Source organism: Pseudoalteromonas sp. SR44-2, assembly GCF_014163745.1.
Taxonomy (GTDB): Bacteria; Pseudomonadota; Gammaproteobacteria; order Enterobacterales; family Alteromonadaceae; genus Pseudoalteromonas; species Pseudoalteromonas distincta.
In genome coordinates this window covers 9,776-27,411 of the sequence record NZ_JACJDW010000023.1, presented here as the reverse complement: position 1 = coordinate 27,411, position 17,636 = coordinate 9,776, and the positions used below count along the sequence as shown (strand labels likewise).

Below are 17,636 nucleotides of genomic sequence, written 5' to 3'. Positions count from 1 at the left end.
ATGAAAAAAATACATAGCTTAATTCGCGAGGGGAAACTTACTGATGCATTATCTTGTTGTGCTACAGAGCTTCAAGATGAGCCATTAAACTTTGATATCAGAAGTATTTACGCCGAATTACTTTGCATAAATGGTGAACTTGAAAAAGCCGATAAACAGCTAGATTTCATGGTACAAAAAAATCCAGAATTTGCAGTAGGTGCAGTAAATTTAAGGCACTTAATTCGTGCTCAGCAATCTCGTGTAGATTTTTATCAAGGTAAAGGCATTCCTAAGTTATTTCATGATGCGAATGAGTTAGACACACTATTTTTGAAAATGCATGTTGCTCTGTTAGAAGGCTCAACCGACGAAGCAGCTCAGTTAGCTCAAGAGATGGAGTCTTTAAGAGTTAGCACAGACGATGCATCAACAAGAGATCTTGATGATTGCTTAAACCCGTACCTAGAGGTTTTAGGTACTAATGGTGAGTTTTATCTAGCAAACTTTAACGAAATTGAATCGTTAAAAATGGAGCCAGTAGAATCTTTATTAGAAAGTATTTGGTTACGTGTTGAAATTACAATTAAAGATGGTCCATCAGGTACAGCTCATTTACCACTTGTTTATATTAACTCTGAATCGGAGCTTGAAAAGCTAGGTCAAGTGTCTGACTGGGTTGAGTTAAAAGATGAATTTATTATCGGTAAGGGCATGAAAATGCTGTTTGTTGATGATGAGGCTATCACCATCCCAAATTTAAAAATAAGCTCACTTGAAACAGCATAATTTAAGCTTAAGCAACCATGATAGAGCATAAACAACAGCTTCAAGCATCCATTATAGATAGGCTCATTGACGATGAGCCCGACTTCCAGGATGCGCCATCACGTACCGAAGGCATCACTATTAGTGAGCTTAGAAAAAACGTGCGCAGAGATATTGAAGCTTTGCTAAATGCTCGAATTCAATGGCATACATGGCCAACTCAATACACCGAGCTGGCTACTTCATGTTTGTCTTATGGTTTACCTGACTTTTCGAGTATGTCTGTAAGTTCTCACGAAGGGCGCGCATTACTGTGTGAAACCGTCAGAAATACAATTTTAAAGTTTGAGCCACGGTTTCTTGAAGTAGAAGTGTTTACAGATGAAGAAGTGCCTTTAAACAGAGTGTTAAATTTAAGAATAAATGCGCTTTTATACGCCGACCCTGAGCCAGAGTTTATTAGTTTTGATTCAGAAGTAGAGCCCGTGAACTTGGGTATGAAGATTATTGAGGCATCATTATGAACGATGAGTTATTGAAGTATTACAATCGTGAATTAGCATTTGTGCGTCATTTAGGTAAAGACTTTGCTGAAAAATATCCAAAAGTTGCAGGGCGTTTAAAGTTAAGTGAAGATCATATTGAAGACCCTCATGTCTCAAGATTAATAGAATCTTTTGCATTTTTAACTGCCAATATAAGGCAAAAGCTCGACGATAGTTTCCCGGAGTTAACGGATGCTTTGCTAGGGCAAATGCTACCTGATTACCAAGCGCCAATTCCATCAATGTCAGTTGTTAAGCTCGAAGCTGAGAACTTATCTACGGCAGGGGTGGTTATACCAAAGGCAAGTGAAGTAGAAACTAACGTTGACTCAATGAAGCAATGTAAATTTCAAACGTGTTATGAAACCTACCTTTGGCCTGTTGAAATAACAAATGTGCAATTTGATAATAGCCCATTTGTAGCGCCTAAGCCTCGCTGGCAAGAAAAAGCAAAATCTATTTTCAAAATAGAATTAACAGGTGAGTATAAAGGGGTTTCGCTTGCAGAAACTGGCCTTGAAAAATTACGGATTTTTATCAATGGCCAATGGCATCATACACTTAAAGTTTACGAACTACTGTTCAAACATAGTATTGGTATTGCTATAGACAATGGCGATGAAGGTATTAGATATCTGTCAAAAAACCAATTAAAAGCAGTGGGCTTTGATTCTAACGAGGCTGTGGTTCCTTATTCGCAGCGTTCATCAGCCGGATATCGTTTGCTCGTCGAAAATTTTACTTTTCCTGAGAAGTTTAGGTTTTTTGAGCTTGAAGGCATTCTTTCATCACTGCCTAAGCAATCTAATAAATGTAGTATTTATATTTACCTAGATACTGAATCTGCTGAGCTTGAAAAGCAAGTAGATAAAGATATGTTCTTATTAGGCTGTACACCAATAATAAACTTATTTGAACAAGAGCTTGAGCCAATACGGCCTGAGATCAGTGAATATGAATATCAGTTAACACCGCGTTATATGGACTCGGAAATATCAGAAGTAATTGGTATATCGGAAGTTATTGCATTTGATCATAAAGGCAATAAACAAATTGTTTCGCCTTTTTATGGTCAAACACATCCTAAGTATCATGGACATGATGATTTGTTTTGGCATATTCGTCGAGAAACTGCTTCTTGGGCTGGCGGTTATGTAGAGTCAGGAACCGAAACATTTTTATCGTTAGTTGATGCTACTTTTGAAAATAGTGCGATGGAATATGGTGACGGAAACTCTGTACTTACTGTGCGCGCAAATTGTAGTAATCGCAACCTACCAGCAAGCATGCCATTTGGTGATGACGAACTTGGTTTATTAATGCCTGAGCGCGGCGATGTAATTAAAAAAATTAGATGTTTAACGCCATTTACTCATGCAGTGAGACCTATATTAGCTGATGCAACACGGTGGCAGTTAGTTAATCATTTAACGCTTGATACCTTTAGTGGTGAAGACGCATGTAATAAGCTTAAAGAAGTTTTGCGTTTATACGATTTTAGAGCATCACCACAAACTAAGGGCATGATAGATAATATTTATAGAGTGGTAATAGAGCCCTCAACTGCCCGTGTGATTCAAAAAGGTAAAGTAAGCTTTGCAACAGGCAGCGAAATTGAAATTACATTTGCTAACGATGATTTTTCTGGCAGCGGCATGTTCTTCTTTGCATCAATACTTGATCACTTTTTTGCTCAATTTGCAGCAATAAATAGCTACACGCGTTTAAGTTTAAGGCTTAAAGAGCAAGAACAAATTTATTATCAATGGCCTGCAAGAGTGGGTGACTGTCCGTTATTATGATAAAGCAAATAATCTCACAAGCTTCTCAAATTGACTTTTACAAAGCTGTTTTCATAATTGAAAATCAGCTAAAAAAGCGTGGCTTAGATTATCGACATGTCGGTTACGACAGTAATCCAAAGCAAGAGTTGATTAAGTTTACAGCTACCCAAAAGTTTGGTTATCCAGGTAATGCAATTACCAAATTAGAAGAAACTGGTTTTGAAGACGGTATGCATAAAGTAACTATGCAGGTTTCTTTTATGGGGCTGACGGGGTGTTCAGGCGCTTTACCCCAGTTTTATAGTGAGCTTGTGATGCAGCGTTTACGCTATAAAGATACAACCATGCGTGACTTTTACGACATGTTTAATCATCGTTTAGTCTCACTGTATTACCGCGCTTGGAAAAAATATAAGCCTTCGCTTAATCACGTTAATAAAGAAAAAAACAAAGACCCATACACACAAATACTCGGTTTATTAAGTGGTGGCTATAACGAGCACCAACTGCATTTTTCAGGTTTATATAGCCGTAAAATTAGAAATGCATTTGATTTAAAAAATGTACTTTCGTCATACCTAGGTTGTGATGTATCAATCAAACAAATGGTTGGCCAATGGCACGAGTTAAAAGAGCAAGAACAAACCCGTTTAGCAAGCCAGGCATTATATGAAGGCCAGCACGCCCGTTTAGGTGTTGATACCATGATTGGAAATAAAGTATGGGACGTATCTTCTAATATCGAAATCCACATAAAATCAGATGATCCAGATAAAGCAAAACAACTTTTGCCCAAAGGTCCGCTTTTCGAAATAGCGAATCAAATAACAAAAGACTATGTAGGAAATGCTATTAACTTTCGCTTAGTCATTGAGTCAAATTTTCAAAATTTAGGTGCCGCTAAACTTTCAAAAAATGAGTGTCAGTTAGGCGCTAATAGCTTCTTATCTGTACAAGATAACAAATTAAAATCTAACCCTACTAAGTTATCGTTTAAGGGATAATTAAAATTAAAAGGAAAAAAGTATGTCTTCGATGACACTGAATAAACTAGTTGAAAAACTGAGTCCTGATTGCAGAAAAAGCCTAGAAGGTGCTGTTGCTATATGTAATAGTCGCAGTCATTTCACGGTTGAACTTGAGCATTGGTTACTTGCAATGATTGAGCAGCAATTAGATGATGTTAGACTAATTTTTGGCTCGTTCGATATAGATATTGATAAAGTTCAACAGGATTTAAATCAATCATTAGAGTCGTTTAAAACGGGTAGTGAGTCATCTCCTAGTTTGTCAGTGCATGTTACGAGTCTTCTTAAGCAATCTTGGTTAAGTACCAGTATTGAGTTTACAGATAATCAAATTCGTAGTGCATACGTTATTTATACCCTTACTAAAGACGATACATTATCTAGCTTAGTAACACGTTGTAGTAAGTTATTTAATAAAATAGAGCCTGGTCAATTGCTTCATGCATGGCCTGAAATAGTTGCGCAATCTCAAGAGCGCAACCATTCAGTACAAAATGCGTCAACTCAAGCAAATGTTGGTTCTAAAACTCCAAGTTTAGATCAATTTACTGTTGATTTAACTGCCCAAGCACTCGCTGGAAAAATAGACCCTATTCTTGGTCGTGATTTCGAAATTCGTCAAATGGTTGATATTTTAACCAGGCGCCGCCAAAACAACCCAATTTTAACTGGTGAAGCGGGCGTAGGTAAAACAGCTGTTGTTGAAGGGCTAGCATTAAGAATTGCTCAAAAAGACGTACCAGCCGTATTACAAAATGTAAAAATTCACAGCTTAGATTTAGCACTATTACAAGCTGGTGCAGGTATGAAAGGGGAATTTGAAAATCGCCTTAAATCGCTTATCAATGAAGTAAAAAATGCGGTAAATCCGGTTATTTTGTTTATTGATGAAGCACATACCATGATTGGTAGCGGTGGTGCAGCGGGTCAAAATGATGCGGCAAATCTATTAAAACCTGCTTTAGCGCGTGGTGAATTACGCACAATAGCTGCAACTACTTGGGCTGAATACAAAAAGTTTTTTGAGAAAGACGCCGCATTAACACGCCGATTCCAAGTTGTAAAAGTTGGAGAGCCAACCCCTGAAAAAGCGGTGGCAATGTTACGAGGCTTAGTGCCTGTAATGGAAAAACACCACAAGGTGTTTATATCTGAGCAAGCACTTGAAGGCGCGGTGCATTTATCACATCGTTACATTACTGCAAGGCAGCTACCAGACAAAGCCGTTGCATTACTAGATACAGCTTGTGCACGTGTTGCAATGAGCCAAGCATCTACTCCAAATACTATAGAGCAGCTTGTAAATCGCTTAAGCGAAATAGAAACACAAGTAAAAATGCTTAACAGAGAGCAAAAAACGGGTTTAGATCATTCACAGCAACTAGACACATTAAAAGCAGAGCTAATTACAATTGAAGAGCGATTAGCGCCGTTAAATGAGCAATTTAGTGCTGAAAAAGAAATTGTGGCTGAGCTTAATCAAGCTTTAGAGCTTATTAACTCTCAAGATGAAGAGTCATCACAAGAGATACTCGATAAGCTAAGACTTAGTAAAGAGAAGCTAGCTTCTTTTGAACATAATATGGTTCATTGGCAGGTTAACGAAGAGCTTATAGCGCAAGTTATTTCAGATTGGACAGGCATACCTGTTGGCAAAATGCATGAAGATGAAATACATGGCATTTTAAATCTAGCACAGCAAATGAAGCAACGAGTTGTAGGGCAAGACCACTCTCTTGATTTAATAGCTAAAGTTGTTCAAACATCTCGTGCTCAGCTAGCAGATGAAAGCCGTCCTAACGGTATATTTATGTTAGCAGGGCCAAGCGGTGTGGGTAAAACAGAAACTGCACTTTCGCTAGCCCAAGAAGTGTATGGTAGTGAAGAAAACGTCACGGTAATTAACATGTCAGAGTTTAAAGAAGAACATAAAGTTTCTTTATTACTTGGCTCTCCTCCAGGGTATGTAGGTTACGGTGAGGGAGGAATATTAACCGAGGCAGTAAGAAGAAAGCCATACAGTGTTGTACTTTTGGATGAGATGGAAAAAGCACACCCAGGCGTACAAGATATTTTTTATCAAGTGTTTGATAAAGGTACAATTAAAGACGGTGAAGGTCGCGATATCGACTTTAAAAACACAATCATTATTATGACCTCAAACGTGGGCACAGATACCACAATGAGCTTATTTGAAGACGAAGAAAGTAAACCAAGCATCAAAGGTTTATTAAAGGCATTACAAGATGATTTACTTGCTTCATTCAAACCGGCATTTTTAGGTCGTATTAATGTAATACCTTACATTCCATTAAGTGACGATATTCTTACTGAGATTGCCGCTATTCAAATAAATAAAATAATTAAACGTGTTAAAAAACACTACAATGCAGAGTTAATTTATAATGACGATGTAATTGAATATATTATTGCTAATTGCCAAAATGCAGGCTCAGGTGCACGTAATATTCACACTATACTTCAAAATAGAGTGCTGCCATTGTTGTCTGAGGTTTTACTTTCTAGCATGATTGACGACAAAGAAATTAATAGTATATCGCTATTAGTAAAAGATAATGAATTTGAACTAGAGCTGAATTAAAGGTTAATTAAAGTTAATTTGAAATAACTTGTTATTAAGGTTGTTTCTTTAGTTTGAGGGCATTATAATTTTGGTGCCTGATATCACTACATGGAATTTTTGAGACATTGTCTTCATCTAAGGAAAGGAATCAGAAGGCCTTTTCATTGCTGTATTAAAGATAATGGTTTCAAAGGAATTTTGGTATATACCAAAGTAAAGAATCCAGTATTAATGGATAACATTGTTTAATAAAAAGGAGCATTATCAAATGCAAGCAAATACATATTTAAAATACGGTTCAATCAAAGGCGAAACTACTGCTGAGTCTTTCAAAGATTTAATTACAGTTTTATCTCTTGATTGGAATGTAAGTCGCGAAATTAGCTCAGCTACTGGTACAGCGATGGACCGTGAGTCAAGCTCTACTCGCCTTGGTGACGTAACAATCACTAAACTTCAAGATAAAGCATCTCCGGATCTTTTCAAAGAAGCGACAATCGGTAAAGGTTTACCAGCTGTTTTCCATATCACTAAGCAAGGTGATAAGGTTGAAGAAATCATGAAAATCGAACTTACAGATGCAATGATTTCTAGCTACTCAGTTTCAGTACAAAATGATCGTCCAATCGAAACAATCACTATCAGCTACACAGAAATGATGATGACTGTTACTCCAACAGACGATAAAAATAACATTACTGCTCCTCTTGTATACGGTTACAGCGGTGTTAAAGGTCAACAAATGTAATATTTGTTACCTTATAATGGCTCTGGGCATTGCTCAGAGCTTTTTTTGATCTTTAGGACGGGAAAAGCAAGGAATGCAAAAAGCAACACAAGATAAAAACGTAATTCAAATTAGCACCCCTGTTGGTAAAGATGCCCTCTATTTAACTCGTTTTGTTGCCCAAGAGGCAATGTCTGATTTGTTTGTTATGTCTGCCAATATGTACACTATTGGAAAGCAGATCGCGCACGAAGACTTAGTGGGTAAACCTGTATCTATTAAAGTAAAAAATGCAGATGGCGGTGGTGAGCGTTACTACCACGGCATTGTTAGTCATTTGGTTTCAAATGGCAGCCGTACGGCTGATGTTGACGAGCAAAAAAATTATATAGATTATCAAGCGACGATAGTTCCATTCGCAGCTTCAATGCGCAATCGTAAAAATAGCCGCATTTTTCAAAAGAAAACAATTAAAGAAATTTTTGCTGATTTATTTGGCCAACACAATGTTGCCTTTAGCGATAAAACCAGTAAAACCTACCCTAAATATGAATATTGTGTTCAGTATCAAGAGTCTGATTTTGATTTTATTCAGCGCTTATTCCAACAAGAAGGTATATTTTACTTTTTTGAACACTCAAACAGTAACCATACGCTTGTATTAGCTGATGATATTACGGCTTACGAAGTATGTAATGAAGGCAAAGTTGTATTTTCAACCGGCCATTTAAGCGAATCACACGTATCGCGCTGGCAAGGTGGCTTAAGCATTGCCCCTGGTAGTTTTAAACGTGTTGGTTACGACTTTAAACAGCCATCACGATACCCAGATGGCGAGCAAGCAAACGCTGAACTTCCTACTCAATCGGTCTCTGAAATTTTTGAATACACGGGCGAGCAAGAGTGCCATCCGCGCGCTGCTAATCTAGCGTCTGTGCAGCTAGAGTCACTGCAAAGAGACATGAAGCTTTCTAGTGGGCGCAGTGATTGCCGCTCATTTACTGTAGGTAAGTTATTTAGTTTTAAAAAGCACGAAGACCCACGTCTTGAAGGTAAAACATTTGTTATTACTTCTATGATGACTTCAATTACAGTACCCAACCAATCAGGTTCGCAGCAGTCATCGGTAGAAGAAGTTTATTCAAATCACTTTGAATGTGTCCCAAAAGAAATCCCTTACAGAGCACAAATAAATAAGAAAAAGCCTGTAATAAACGGGGTCCAAACGGCAATCGTAACTGGCGATAGCGCTGATGAAATTATGATTGACCAATATGGTCGCGTAAAAGTGCAATTTGATTGGGACAGAGAAGGCAAAAAAGATTCTAAAAGTTCGTGTTGGATCCGCGTTGCCCAAAACTGGGCTGGTAAAAAGTGGGGGGCTTTTTTCTTCCCTCGCGTTGGCCAAGAAGTACTTGTGGATTTTATAAATGGCGACCCAGATCAACCTATAATAAGTGGGGCCGTGTATAACGCAGACTTAATGCCTCCGTATGCATTACCAGCAGAAAAAACGCAAAGCGGCATAAAAACGCGTTCTACAAAAGAAGGCGGAGCTGATAATTTTAACGAGCTTAGGTTTGAAGATAAAAAAGGCAGTGAGCTGGTTTATCTTCAAGCAGAAAAAGACAAGCAGCTCTATGTTAAAAACGATCAAAACGATAAGACAGATCACGACCACAACATTGAAATTGGCAACGACAGAAAAACAGATATTGCTAACAACGACACCCTTAATGTTGCTAAAAATCGTATTGCCGAAATGGGTGAAAACGATACTTTAAAAGTAGGTAAAACATTAAATATAGAAGCGGGTGATGAAATAGTTATTAAAACAGGCTCTGCACAAATTAAAATGAGCAGTAATGGTAATATAACTATTGAAGGCACTAATATAAATATTAAAGGTAGTAATGTTAAAGTTGACGGCAGTGCTATTACTTTATCAGCTGGAATGATTAAATTAAATTAGTGCAAATATGGAAATAATAAATAGCTTTCATTCAGGACTTAGAAACGGCATTAATAATAACGGATATGTTGTATATTGCCGTTATGGGCTTGCGCATTTAATATGTTTGCCAATTAATAGACCAGACGACCCATTGCTAAATCCAGCATTAAGTCACCTAAAAGCAATGAATGGTTATTACGCTGGCCAGTTTTTAAATAATTTACACCCAGTATTAAATAGTGAAGATGTTGTGTCGGGATTATACCAGTATGCTATGCAAAGCCCTGTTGCACTTTCAGATTATTCTCAAAGTGAATTAATAGAGTGTTTATCTCTATTAGTGGCGCACAGCAAGTTATTAATTATCCCTTTATTTGATTAGTTTTATTTAAAAATATAAACAGACAAGGAGTCTTTATGGGCAAGCCCGCAGCTACAATTGGTCACATGCATGTGTGTCCCAAAACAACCGGCACAGTGCCGCATGTAGGCGGCCCTGTAGTTATTGGTTCAACTAATGTCTTAATTGGTGGAATGCCTGCTGCGCGCAAAGGCGACATGATGGTGTGTATTGGCCCACCAGATAGTATTAAATCGGGTTCTGGCTCGGTTAAAATTAACGGTAAGCCTGCAGCTAGAATGGGCGATGACAGCTCCCACGGCGGTAAAATTGTTGTTGGCAACCCTACAGTATTAATAGGTGGCTAACCTTGCTATCTACATACCTAAGTAATCATAAAGCGCAACTGCTAGCAATTAGTGAAGCACAATATTGCCCTTTTACATGCGTAGGTTTTATTAAAACGCTTAAAACAAAGCTATTAGAAGCATGTTGGTTAACGGCTAAGAAAAATAACGTCCCACAAAAATTTAGCCAGCCAGATTTAGTGCAATTAATCACTTTTTTACAAAGTGACCCCAATATTGATTCCACTGCACAAGGATGCGTTGAGGTAATGGCTAATTTGCCTCAAAACATTAACTTAGCGTTTATTAACGCTTTAATGAACGAGCCTACCTTACATAGCCTAACTAAATTAATTATTTATAAAGTTCTATTACAACAACATAGCTTGAATTTAATCGCTTATATTGACTTAAAAACTTTGTGCTTTGCATTAACCACTGACAAAGAGTCACTTGAGCATTTACAGCCAGCGTTGGAGCAAAATTTATTAATAAGTAGCCAAGCCAAAAATACCGAAGTAATAAATACGTTTAAACACTTATGCAATGCTGGGCTTATTAATTCTCCGTTAATGTCGCTTTTTTTATTATCACTCAGTTGGGAACAGGTGAATGTAGTTGGCAACCATGCAAGCAACACTTTAACGGTTGACCAAACCATGCAGGTATTACTGCAAAGTAGCTTTGCAAAATTAATTCCATTAGCTAATACTTTTTTAAATAAAGTTGAAGAACCACATACCATTATTGCTTTAATAAGGCGCTTGCTTGGCGATAAGCTTGATTTATTAGTGAGCTTTGAAACACAACTGCAAGCATGGCAAGGTGATGAGCTATCGTGTAGTGAATTTAAGCGTCAGTTACAGACTAACTGGCCAAAGTTTGAGGGCGAGCTTTCATCTTCGCGCTTAATAGCTGGTAAAGCGCTAAATACTAAGTTAAATGCTATAGAAATGTCTGCTATGGATAGTTATAGCCAAGCTGTATTTAACTTATATAACTACTACCAACACGCTACTGCTAAAAAGTTAACTGCGGAGGCCGTGCTGTGAGTGCTTTTAATATTAATATGGAGTGTTTTTTAGCGCCATTTTCACAAGACATAGATGAGCTTTTATACGGGGAAGAGTCTGCATCAAATGAGTTTAAAGAATGGCAATCGTGGAATGCATGCATTTACGATTGTATATTAAAAGCAAAAGAATTATTTGCAAAAGTTGAAGACCTACAAGCACCTTTGGTTTGGTTGCTTCCTGCGCTTGAATACCAAGGCGAGCTTAAGCAACTTTTGGCAAATAGTTTAAAACAGTTATTTCCACAGCATGTAAGTCATATTTTGTTTTATGGTGCTACAGGCGCTAATGCAATGATTGAACTTGTGCAAAAAAATCAGTGGAAAAAGGTTAACGTACTTGCAGTAGACGCTACACACAAAGCAAATATAAACGGTGAATATGCCTATCAAGGTGTTGGTGGTGCATTTGCAACTGTTACAGCGGTTAAAACTGGTTGGATGCAACAAAGCCACGAACTGGCTCCATCTGTAGATTTTATAAAGCATAACCAATTAAGTGGGATTTTTTCTAACATTGCGCTTAATAGTAAAAAACAAATAGATTTTATATGTGCGCCAGGTAATGGCGTAAACCACGAAAGCGATGTGTGGTTAACAAATTTACAATTGCTCAGTAATTTAATTAGTGAGCATACACATTATGAATTACCTAATTACAAATTAGGTAAAATTGGTGCGCTTGAAGGACTCGTCAATTTATATCAATTGACCTCAAGCCCGGCTATTGTAAATCACTTTAAACACGCGTTAGTGATTTCTCAAGAACAATCAAAATACCAGGCCGCAGCATCATACTTATGGATAAGTGAGGAAGTACACAACTAATGCAAAGTAATACAGTTGTTTTACAAGGAACAAGTTACCCCATTTGCCTCGTTGCTGGTACTGCAAAAGCACCTGCAGGTTACGAAGCTGTTGTAACAAATACCAATGAAAGTGCGAACCGATTAGTTGATCAAGTTAGTGAAACGCTCACAAATGATCCCTCTAAACGGATTGACACTATTAATCTACTTATAAGTATAGGTATTGATGCATCTAAAGCAGACGACCAACGTAAAACCGCTAACTCGCTTATTAAAGCAATTGCTGCAGGGACTATTAAGTGTTTTCGTGAAAAAGTTAAGTATTCTATTCAAGTTAGTGATAATACTAATAGTAGCTCGGAGGATGAAAACTCTAACAAAAAATCTAAGACAACCGCATCGGGGAAAAGTGCATCACAAGCACCTGTAAAAAACACGGGTGGTGCGATTAATAACACCGCAAGCGAAGAGCCAATTATAAATCAAGAGTGCCGTTCAGATCCGGTATCAATGCTGTCGGGCGAAGAAATTCTCCCGCTTATCGACTTTACCCTAGCAGGTAGCCGCCAATTAGTGTGGCGACGTTTGTATCGCTCATCTCATGCTGATGTGTGCACAACAATGGGTAATGGATGGCGCCATGACTTTATGGCAAGCCTTACTGAGCATTACTTGCCGCCACCAAAAGTGGGTCCTAAGCAAAAAGGCACCTACTGGTTAGAGTACCAAGACGAGCATGGCGCTAAACATAAATTTGAAAAGGTAAAACCTGGCCAATCAAGCTATCAGCTAAGTAGTAACCTTGCGCTACATTACCAAACAAATGGTAAGCAAGTACTTGTAACGCCAGACGACCAACACCTTACCTTTAAACCAGGCGAAAGCGCATGGTTGCTTGAAAAAATAATTAATGAAAAAGGCCAAAGCATCGCGTTTTATTACGATGCGAAAGAGCGCCTACACCGTATAGAAGTAAACAAAGTACGTGGCTGTATTATTAGCTACAACGCGCAAGGTTTATTAAGCAAAATAGCAGCGTACCACACCGATAAAAATAACAAACAGCAATTACTTTCGCCATTGCTTGCAAGCTACGAGTACGATGAAAACAAAAACCTTATTCAGTCTACTAATCAGCAAAACGAAACTGAGCGTTACGCCTACAACGCCGCTAATTTATTAACAAAGCGTACCCGAGCTAGTGGCTTTAGCCATCATTTTGAGTGGGATAGCTACTCACCCAGTGCTAAATGTATAAAACAATGGGGCGATAACAACACCTATACTTACCAGTTTGAATATAACTTAGCAGCTGGTGAAACAACCTGTATAGATTCTCGCGGGCACAAAGAACACTTTGTACATAACGCACAAGGTAAATTGGTAAAACATACCGATCCTAACGGCAATGTTTGGCAATATACATACAATGCGCAAGGACAAAAGCTCAGTGAAAGAAAGCCCGATAGCAGCACAACGCGCTATAGCTACACACCTTTCGGCCAATTAGAAACAATAACGCAGCCAGATGGTAGCCAAACGCAATTTGCCTACAACCAACTTGGGCAATGTGTATTAACTACCTTACCTGATGGCCAAACCATTACGCGTAAATACAGTGTGGCTGGCTTATTACAAAGCGAAACCTTTGGTGATGGCCGTACCACGTTATACAGCTACGATAAGCTCGGCCAGTTAACTCAGCATATAAATAAAAACGGCCAAATCACTAAGTTTATTTGGAACGAGCAAGGCGAGCTGTTAGCAAAACACCACAACGATGAGCTAATACGTTACAGCTACGACAATTTAGGCCGCGTAAATGCCACACTTAATAACGCAGGGTTACTCACTCAATATAAATACAATGAGCACAGCCAGCTTACGCAAACAATTGCCTTTGATGAAAACGAGCCTGAAAATAAGCAGCATCAATATTTTAACTACGACGAAGCAGGGCGATTAATTAGCTCGCAAAACAGCAAAGGCGACACCACAGAGCAACACTTTGAAGGGCTAAGCCAACCGCACTGTGTTATTCATCCCGATGGCAGCGCCCTGCATTTAACGTACGACAAAGAGCGAAACTTAACAGCCATCGAGCGAAGCGACGGTCACGTATACCGCATAAGTTACGACGCTAACGAAAACCCAACACAAATAACCGGGTTTGATGGCACGCTACAGCAATATAAATACGATGCCTGTAACCGCTTAGCCTCAGTAACGCAAAGCAACAAACGCCATGTAAAAATAGAGCGCGACAGCCTTGGCCGCGTAACTGCGCAGCATGCAAGCCTTGCCAGCGACTCACATATAATTAATAACGCCAATTACTACAGCTACACAAAGCAAGGTAAAATTGCGCGTGCACATAATGCGCAATCAACACTTAAACAACGCTTTGATAAAGGCGGCAGGCTACTGTGCGCCGAGCAAGTAAATAACCAGCAACAAGCGCATACCTTAAAATACAGTTACGACGAATACGGCAGAAGGCAAACCCTTACCCTGCCAGATTCAACCACACTTAAATACAGCTACAACCAGTTTGGCCAGCTAAGCGGCATTAACTTACTGCAAACCAATAGCAAAGAGATTGAGCTCGCAAAGCCGCTCGTAACATTAAGCTACGACAGCCAAGGTAATATTAACACCCAGCAGTTTGGTAATAGCATAACCCTTACTCAACAGTTTGATGTATTCAACCGTTTAACGCAGCAGCAGCTTACACATCCAGCGCAAGCATTATTTGATACCTGTACGTACAACTACGACAGCGTAAACCAGCTGATTGCCCGTAAAAACGAAGGCGTAAGCAGCCAAAATATCAATTTTGAATACAACAGCCTCGGCCAGTTAATACAACAAACATTGGCAGGCTCACGTACTGATACAACCACACACTACCAGTGGGATAGCTTTGGTAACCCAGTTAGCCAGACGGTGCAGTCAAATATAGGCGTTGCAAACACTAAAGATACAGGCGAGCAAGCTACAAAACATAATGCTGCCAATAATGATCATACTGATGCTAGCACTTCTATTGATTTAACGCGCGCCAACCATAACGTATACAGCGATTTAGCGCCAAATAGTAATAAAAATAGCAGCAACGCAGACTCAGTAATAAACAATAAAGGCACTAACAACACCACAATAAGCAGTGCTACCGAGGCAGACCGCCTAACACACTTTGGCGACAGCGACTTTTACTACGACGAGTTTGGTAACCAAATACGCGAAACCGGCAAAGGCATTAAAACCCGCCGTGAATACAACGCGTTTAACCAGTTAAGCTGTTTTAACAACAACGGCACGCTTACCCAATACGATTACGACCCATTAGGTCGTCGTATCGCTAAGCACACCGAGCACGGTAAAATTGACTACATTTGGGATAACGACCAGTTAATCGGCGAATGCCAACACGGTGAATATACCTGGTATATCAACCTGCCAAATCAATTTCACCCAGTTGCGCTGATTAAACAAGGCGAGGTGTACTACTACCATCTAGACCAACTTAATACCCCACGTTTTGTTACCAATAACAAAGCAGAAGTCGTATGGGAAAACCAAGCCGATGTGTATGGTTATGAAGAACCAGAAGCCGAGCCTGTCACTAATAAAGAACATAGCTTCACTCAGCCAATACGTTTTCAAGGACAGTATTTAGACGAAGAGAGTGGCTTACATTACAACCGTTATCGCTACTACAGCCCCAAACAACAACGCTTTATAAACCAAGATCCGATAGGGTTAGTGGGTGGGATAAACCACTATCAATATGCGCCGAATCCGGTGAATTGGGTGGACCCGTTTGGGTTGAGTTGTAAAGAAAATGCGTGGAATACATTCTTAAAAAATACCAAAGGGCATTTTAATAGCACCACTGAAGCTGCAGATAGCTACAAAAAGGTAAAAGAAGTTTTACTTACTCCTAAAGCTGAGCGACCAGATCCGTCGACATATTTACCACAATCATATATAGATGCACATATAGCCCAGTTTAATCAACAAGGTGCAGGTTTTATATCTATTCAAAGTTGGATGCTAAACCCTGAATATCCCACGTTACCGCCAAGAAAGTTTGTAGGGCTTAAAAGTGAAATGGACGCTATTATCGCTAAATACACTCAATCAGGAAATGATTGGAGAATACTTAGAGATGAACTTAGTTTAGGCGAAAACACAGACTTAAGTAATGATGAAATTACTTATATTACAGTCGAACCTGGCGATGAGCGATTTGAGTATGACATTCCAAATGGTCGCGAAGGAGGTGCATACGATGGGGAATGGATCCCAGGAGGAAAAACCAAAGGTGGTATAACTGAGGCTGCGTTAATTAATTCCGAAACTGTCGTTCATAATAACAGTATTGAAGAGCTATCTAGTAATTTCGAAAGTACAGAAAAACTGCAATCCGAAGAAGATGATAAAAAAATGGAGTTGCACGAGGTTGCATGTTTTAAGAAAAATGCAAAAGGTACAGAAGCAGAATATGATCGTCAATTGAAAGGCCAGCAAGACGGCATCAATGATATGACAGTTAGAAAATATCTAGATAATCGTAAATCATATAAAGCAATTGGTAGAAAGGGAAGTGGATCGGCTCAGCGAAAGGCAAGGGAAACTTTTCAAGAAGAATTAATGATTAAATACGAAAATGAACTATTACTAGGTGATAATGATTATTCAGATGAAAAAATCACAGAAATAGCGGAAATGTTGGTTAAGAAAGATATGAAAACACTCAATGCGCTACATAATCCAGATATGATAGCCGGAGGTTCAGATGAAAATGTGATTGACCTAGGTGACGCTAGTGTGAATCAATCTATTGGGTCGCAATGGAAGAACAAAGGTATGGATAGTTCAGGCAACAAAGAAATGAAAACTAGGGTAGAAAATATGGACAATAAAGCTGAGGAAATGTTAAAAAAACTAGGGCCCGATGTAAAAATGAACGTTAGACTTCATAGGTGTAAATGATGAATAAATTACTCAACAGATTTTATAACTATAGCCAATTTGGCCCTCCAATAAACTCAACAAAACCAGAGCCAACAGTTATAAAGCAGTTTGAAGATAAGTTACCTACTCGCCTTTTAAATTATTGGAGTGAATTTGGGTTTTGTGGGTGGGGAAATGGCATTTTTTGGACCGTTGATCCTAATGACTATAGTGAAATTCTGAAACTTTGGTTGCAGGGTACTGAGTTTGAAAAAAGAGAAAATGATGGTATCGATAAATATCATGTGATTGGTAGGAGTGCATTTGGCCGCCTATTTATCTGGGGAGAGAAAAGTGGTAACAGTTTAAAAATCGACCCTTTATATGGCATGTTATTCCCAACAGATAGTTATGAAGAGTTCAGTTCACGAGGTGGTGATACTACAGTGGATCTTTATTTTGCTACAAAAAAGAAAAATGAAATGGATGAAAAAGATGTTGAAGGTAGCTTATTATTTGATAAAGCATCAGAAAAACTTGGCCTCTTAGAATCTGATGAAATGTATGCGTTTGTACCTGCATTGGCCTTAGGTGGGACAAACAAACTAGAAAATCTAAAAAAGGTAAAGGTTATTGAGCATTTAAACTTTTTAGCTGACTTAGGTGAAAAACGGGTAATGGCTGATATTGTTGCTATGTCAAATGAGTTACATAAAAAGTAGATATGATTTTAGTAAGTT

13 protein-coding genes are annotated in these 17,636 nt (G+C 38.7%); all 13 read left to right on the top strand.

Annotation, left to right across the window (positions count from 1 at the left end; genetic code table 11):
* The 13 genes from H5115_RS14095 (at window position 1) to H5115_RS14035 (ending at window position 17,618) form a co-directional block, all read left to right on the top strand.
* Entirely contained in the window at window positions 1-768 is a 768-nt protein-coding gene (locus tag H5115_RS14095) for a type VI secretion system accessory protein TagJ (RefSeq protein WP_182671931.1), read from the top strand.
* Between the two features lie 17 nt (window positions 769-785).
* Window positions 786-1,271: a type VI secretion system baseplate subunit TssE gene (gene tssE / locus H5115_RS14090; RefSeq protein ID WP_024594570.1), complete on the top strand. Its 486-nt coding sequence runs from the start codon at window positions 786-788 to the stop codon at window positions 1,269-1,271.
* The gene (gene tssF, locus H5115_RS14085) at window positions 1,268-3,094 is read left to right on the top strand and encodes a type VI secretion system baseplate subunit TssF (protein ID WP_024594571.1); all 1,827 of its coding nucleotides are present in this window, start codon (window positions 1,268-1,270) and stop codon (window positions 3,092-3,094) included. The genes tssE and tssF overlap by 4 nt, the downstream gene beginning before the upstream one ends.
* Entirely contained in the window at window positions 3,091-4,080 is a 990-nt protein-coding gene (gene tssG / locus H5115_RS14080; RefSeq protein WP_024594572.1) for a type VI secretion system baseplate subunit TssG, read from the top strand. Before tssF ends, tssG begins: the two co-directional genes overlap by 4 nt.
* Before the next feature lie 22 nt (window positions 4,081-4,102).
* Window positions 4,103-6,706: a type VI secretion system ATPase TssH gene (gene tssH, locus H5115_RS14075; protein WP_182755892.1), complete on the top strand. Its 2,604-nt coding sequence runs from the start codon at window positions 4,103-4,105 to the stop codon at window positions 6,704-6,706.
* A gap of 250 nt (window positions 6,707-6,956) precedes the next feature.
* Complete coding sequence (locus H5115_RS14070; RefSeq protein ID WP_024594574.1) at window positions 6,957-7,436, top strand: type VI secretion system tube protein Hcp; 480 nt, start codon at window positions 6,957-6,959, stop codon at window positions 7,434-7,436.
* Between the two features lie 73 nt (window positions 7,437-7,509).
* Window positions 7,510-9,387, top strand: coding sequence for a type VI secretion system Vgr family protein (locus tag H5115_RS14065; protein WP_076924330.1), 1,878 nt, complete (start codon window positions 7,510-7,512; stop codon window positions 9,385-9,387).
* Window positions 9,388-9,394: 7 nt separating this feature from the next.
* Window positions 9,395-9,751 (top strand): hypothetical protein, encoded by a 357-nt coding sequence (locus H5115_RS14060; protein ID WP_182671935.1) that lies wholly within the window; start codon window positions 9,395-9,397, stop codon window positions 9,749-9,751.
* Window positions 9,752-9,786: 35 nt separating this feature from the next.
* Complete coding sequence (locus H5115_RS14055) at window positions 9,787-10,077, top strand: PAAR domain-containing protein (RefSeq protein WP_024595244.1); 291 nt, start codon at window positions 9,787-9,789, stop codon at window positions 10,075-10,077.
* Window positions 10,078-10,079: 2 nt separating this feature from the next.
* Window positions 10,080-11,108 carry a hypothetical protein gene (locus H5115_RS14050; RefSeq protein WP_182755890.1) on the top strand — a complete coding sequence of 343 codons (1,029 nt, stop codon included), beginning with the start codon at window positions 10,080-10,082 and terminating at the stop codon, window positions 11,106-11,108.
* Window positions 11,105-11,956, top strand: coding sequence for a hypothetical protein (locus tag H5115_RS14045; protein WP_182671937.1), 852 nt, complete (start codon window positions 11,105-11,107; stop codon window positions 11,954-11,956). Before H5115_RS14050 ends, H5115_RS14045 begins: the two co-directional genes overlap by 4 nt.
* Complete coding sequence (locus tag H5115_RS14040; RefSeq protein ID WP_182755888.1) at window positions 11,956-16,935, top strand: polymorphic toxin type 15 domain-containing protein; 4,980 nt, start codon at window positions 11,956-11,958, stop codon at window positions 16,933-16,935. Before H5115_RS14045 ends, H5115_RS14040 begins: the two co-directional genes overlap by 1 nt.
* Complete coding sequence (locus H5115_RS14035; protein WP_259396405.1) at window positions 16,932-17,618, top strand: GAD-like domain-containing protein; 687 nt, start codon at window positions 16,932-16,934, stop codon at window positions 17,616-17,618. Before H5115_RS14040 ends, H5115_RS14035 begins: the two co-directional genes overlap by 4 nt.
* The last annotated feature ends 18 nt before the right edge of the window (window positions 17,619-17,636 follow it).

Coding starts and splice junctions, on each gene's coding strand:
- tssF (WP_024594571.1), top strand. CDS start 1,268: ATGAACGATGAGTTATTGAAGTATTACAATCGTGAATTAGCATTTGTG.
- H5115_RS14055 (WP_024595244.1), top strand. CDS start 9,787: ATGGGCAAGCCCGCAGCTACAATTGGTCACATGCATGTGTGTCCCAAA.
- H5115_RS14035 (WP_259396405.1), top strand. CDS start 16,932: ATGATGAATAAATTACTCAACAGATTTTATAACTATAGCCAATTTGGC.
- tssG (WP_024594572.1), top strand. CDS start 3,091: ATGATAAAGCAAATAATCTCACAAGCTTCTCAAATTGACTTTTACAAA.
- H5115_RS14095 (WP_182671931.1), top strand. CDS start 1: ATGAAAAAAATACATAGCTTAATTCGCGAGGGGAAACTTACTGATGCA.
- H5115_RS14070 (WP_024594574.1), top strand. CDS start 6,957: ATGCAAGCAAATACATATTTAAAATACGGTTCAATCAAAGGCGAAACT.
- H5115_RS14060 (WP_182671935.1), top strand. CDS start 9,395: ATGGAAATAATAAATAGCTTTCATTCAGGACTTAGAAACGGCATTAAT.
- tssH (WP_182755892.1), top strand. CDS start 4,103: ATGTCTTCGATGACACTGAATAAACTAGTTGAAAAACTGAGTCCTGAT.
- H5115_RS14065 (WP_076924330.1), top strand. CDS start 7,510: ATGCAAAAAGCAACACAAGATAAAAACGTAATTCAAATTAGCACCCCT.
- tssE (WP_024594570.1), top strand. CDS start 786: ATGATAGAGCATAAACAACAGCTTCAAGCATCCATTATAGATAGGCTC.
- H5115_RS14040 (WP_182755888.1), top strand. CDS start 11,956: ATGCAAAGTAATACAGTTGTTTTACAAGGAACAAGTTACCCCATTTGC.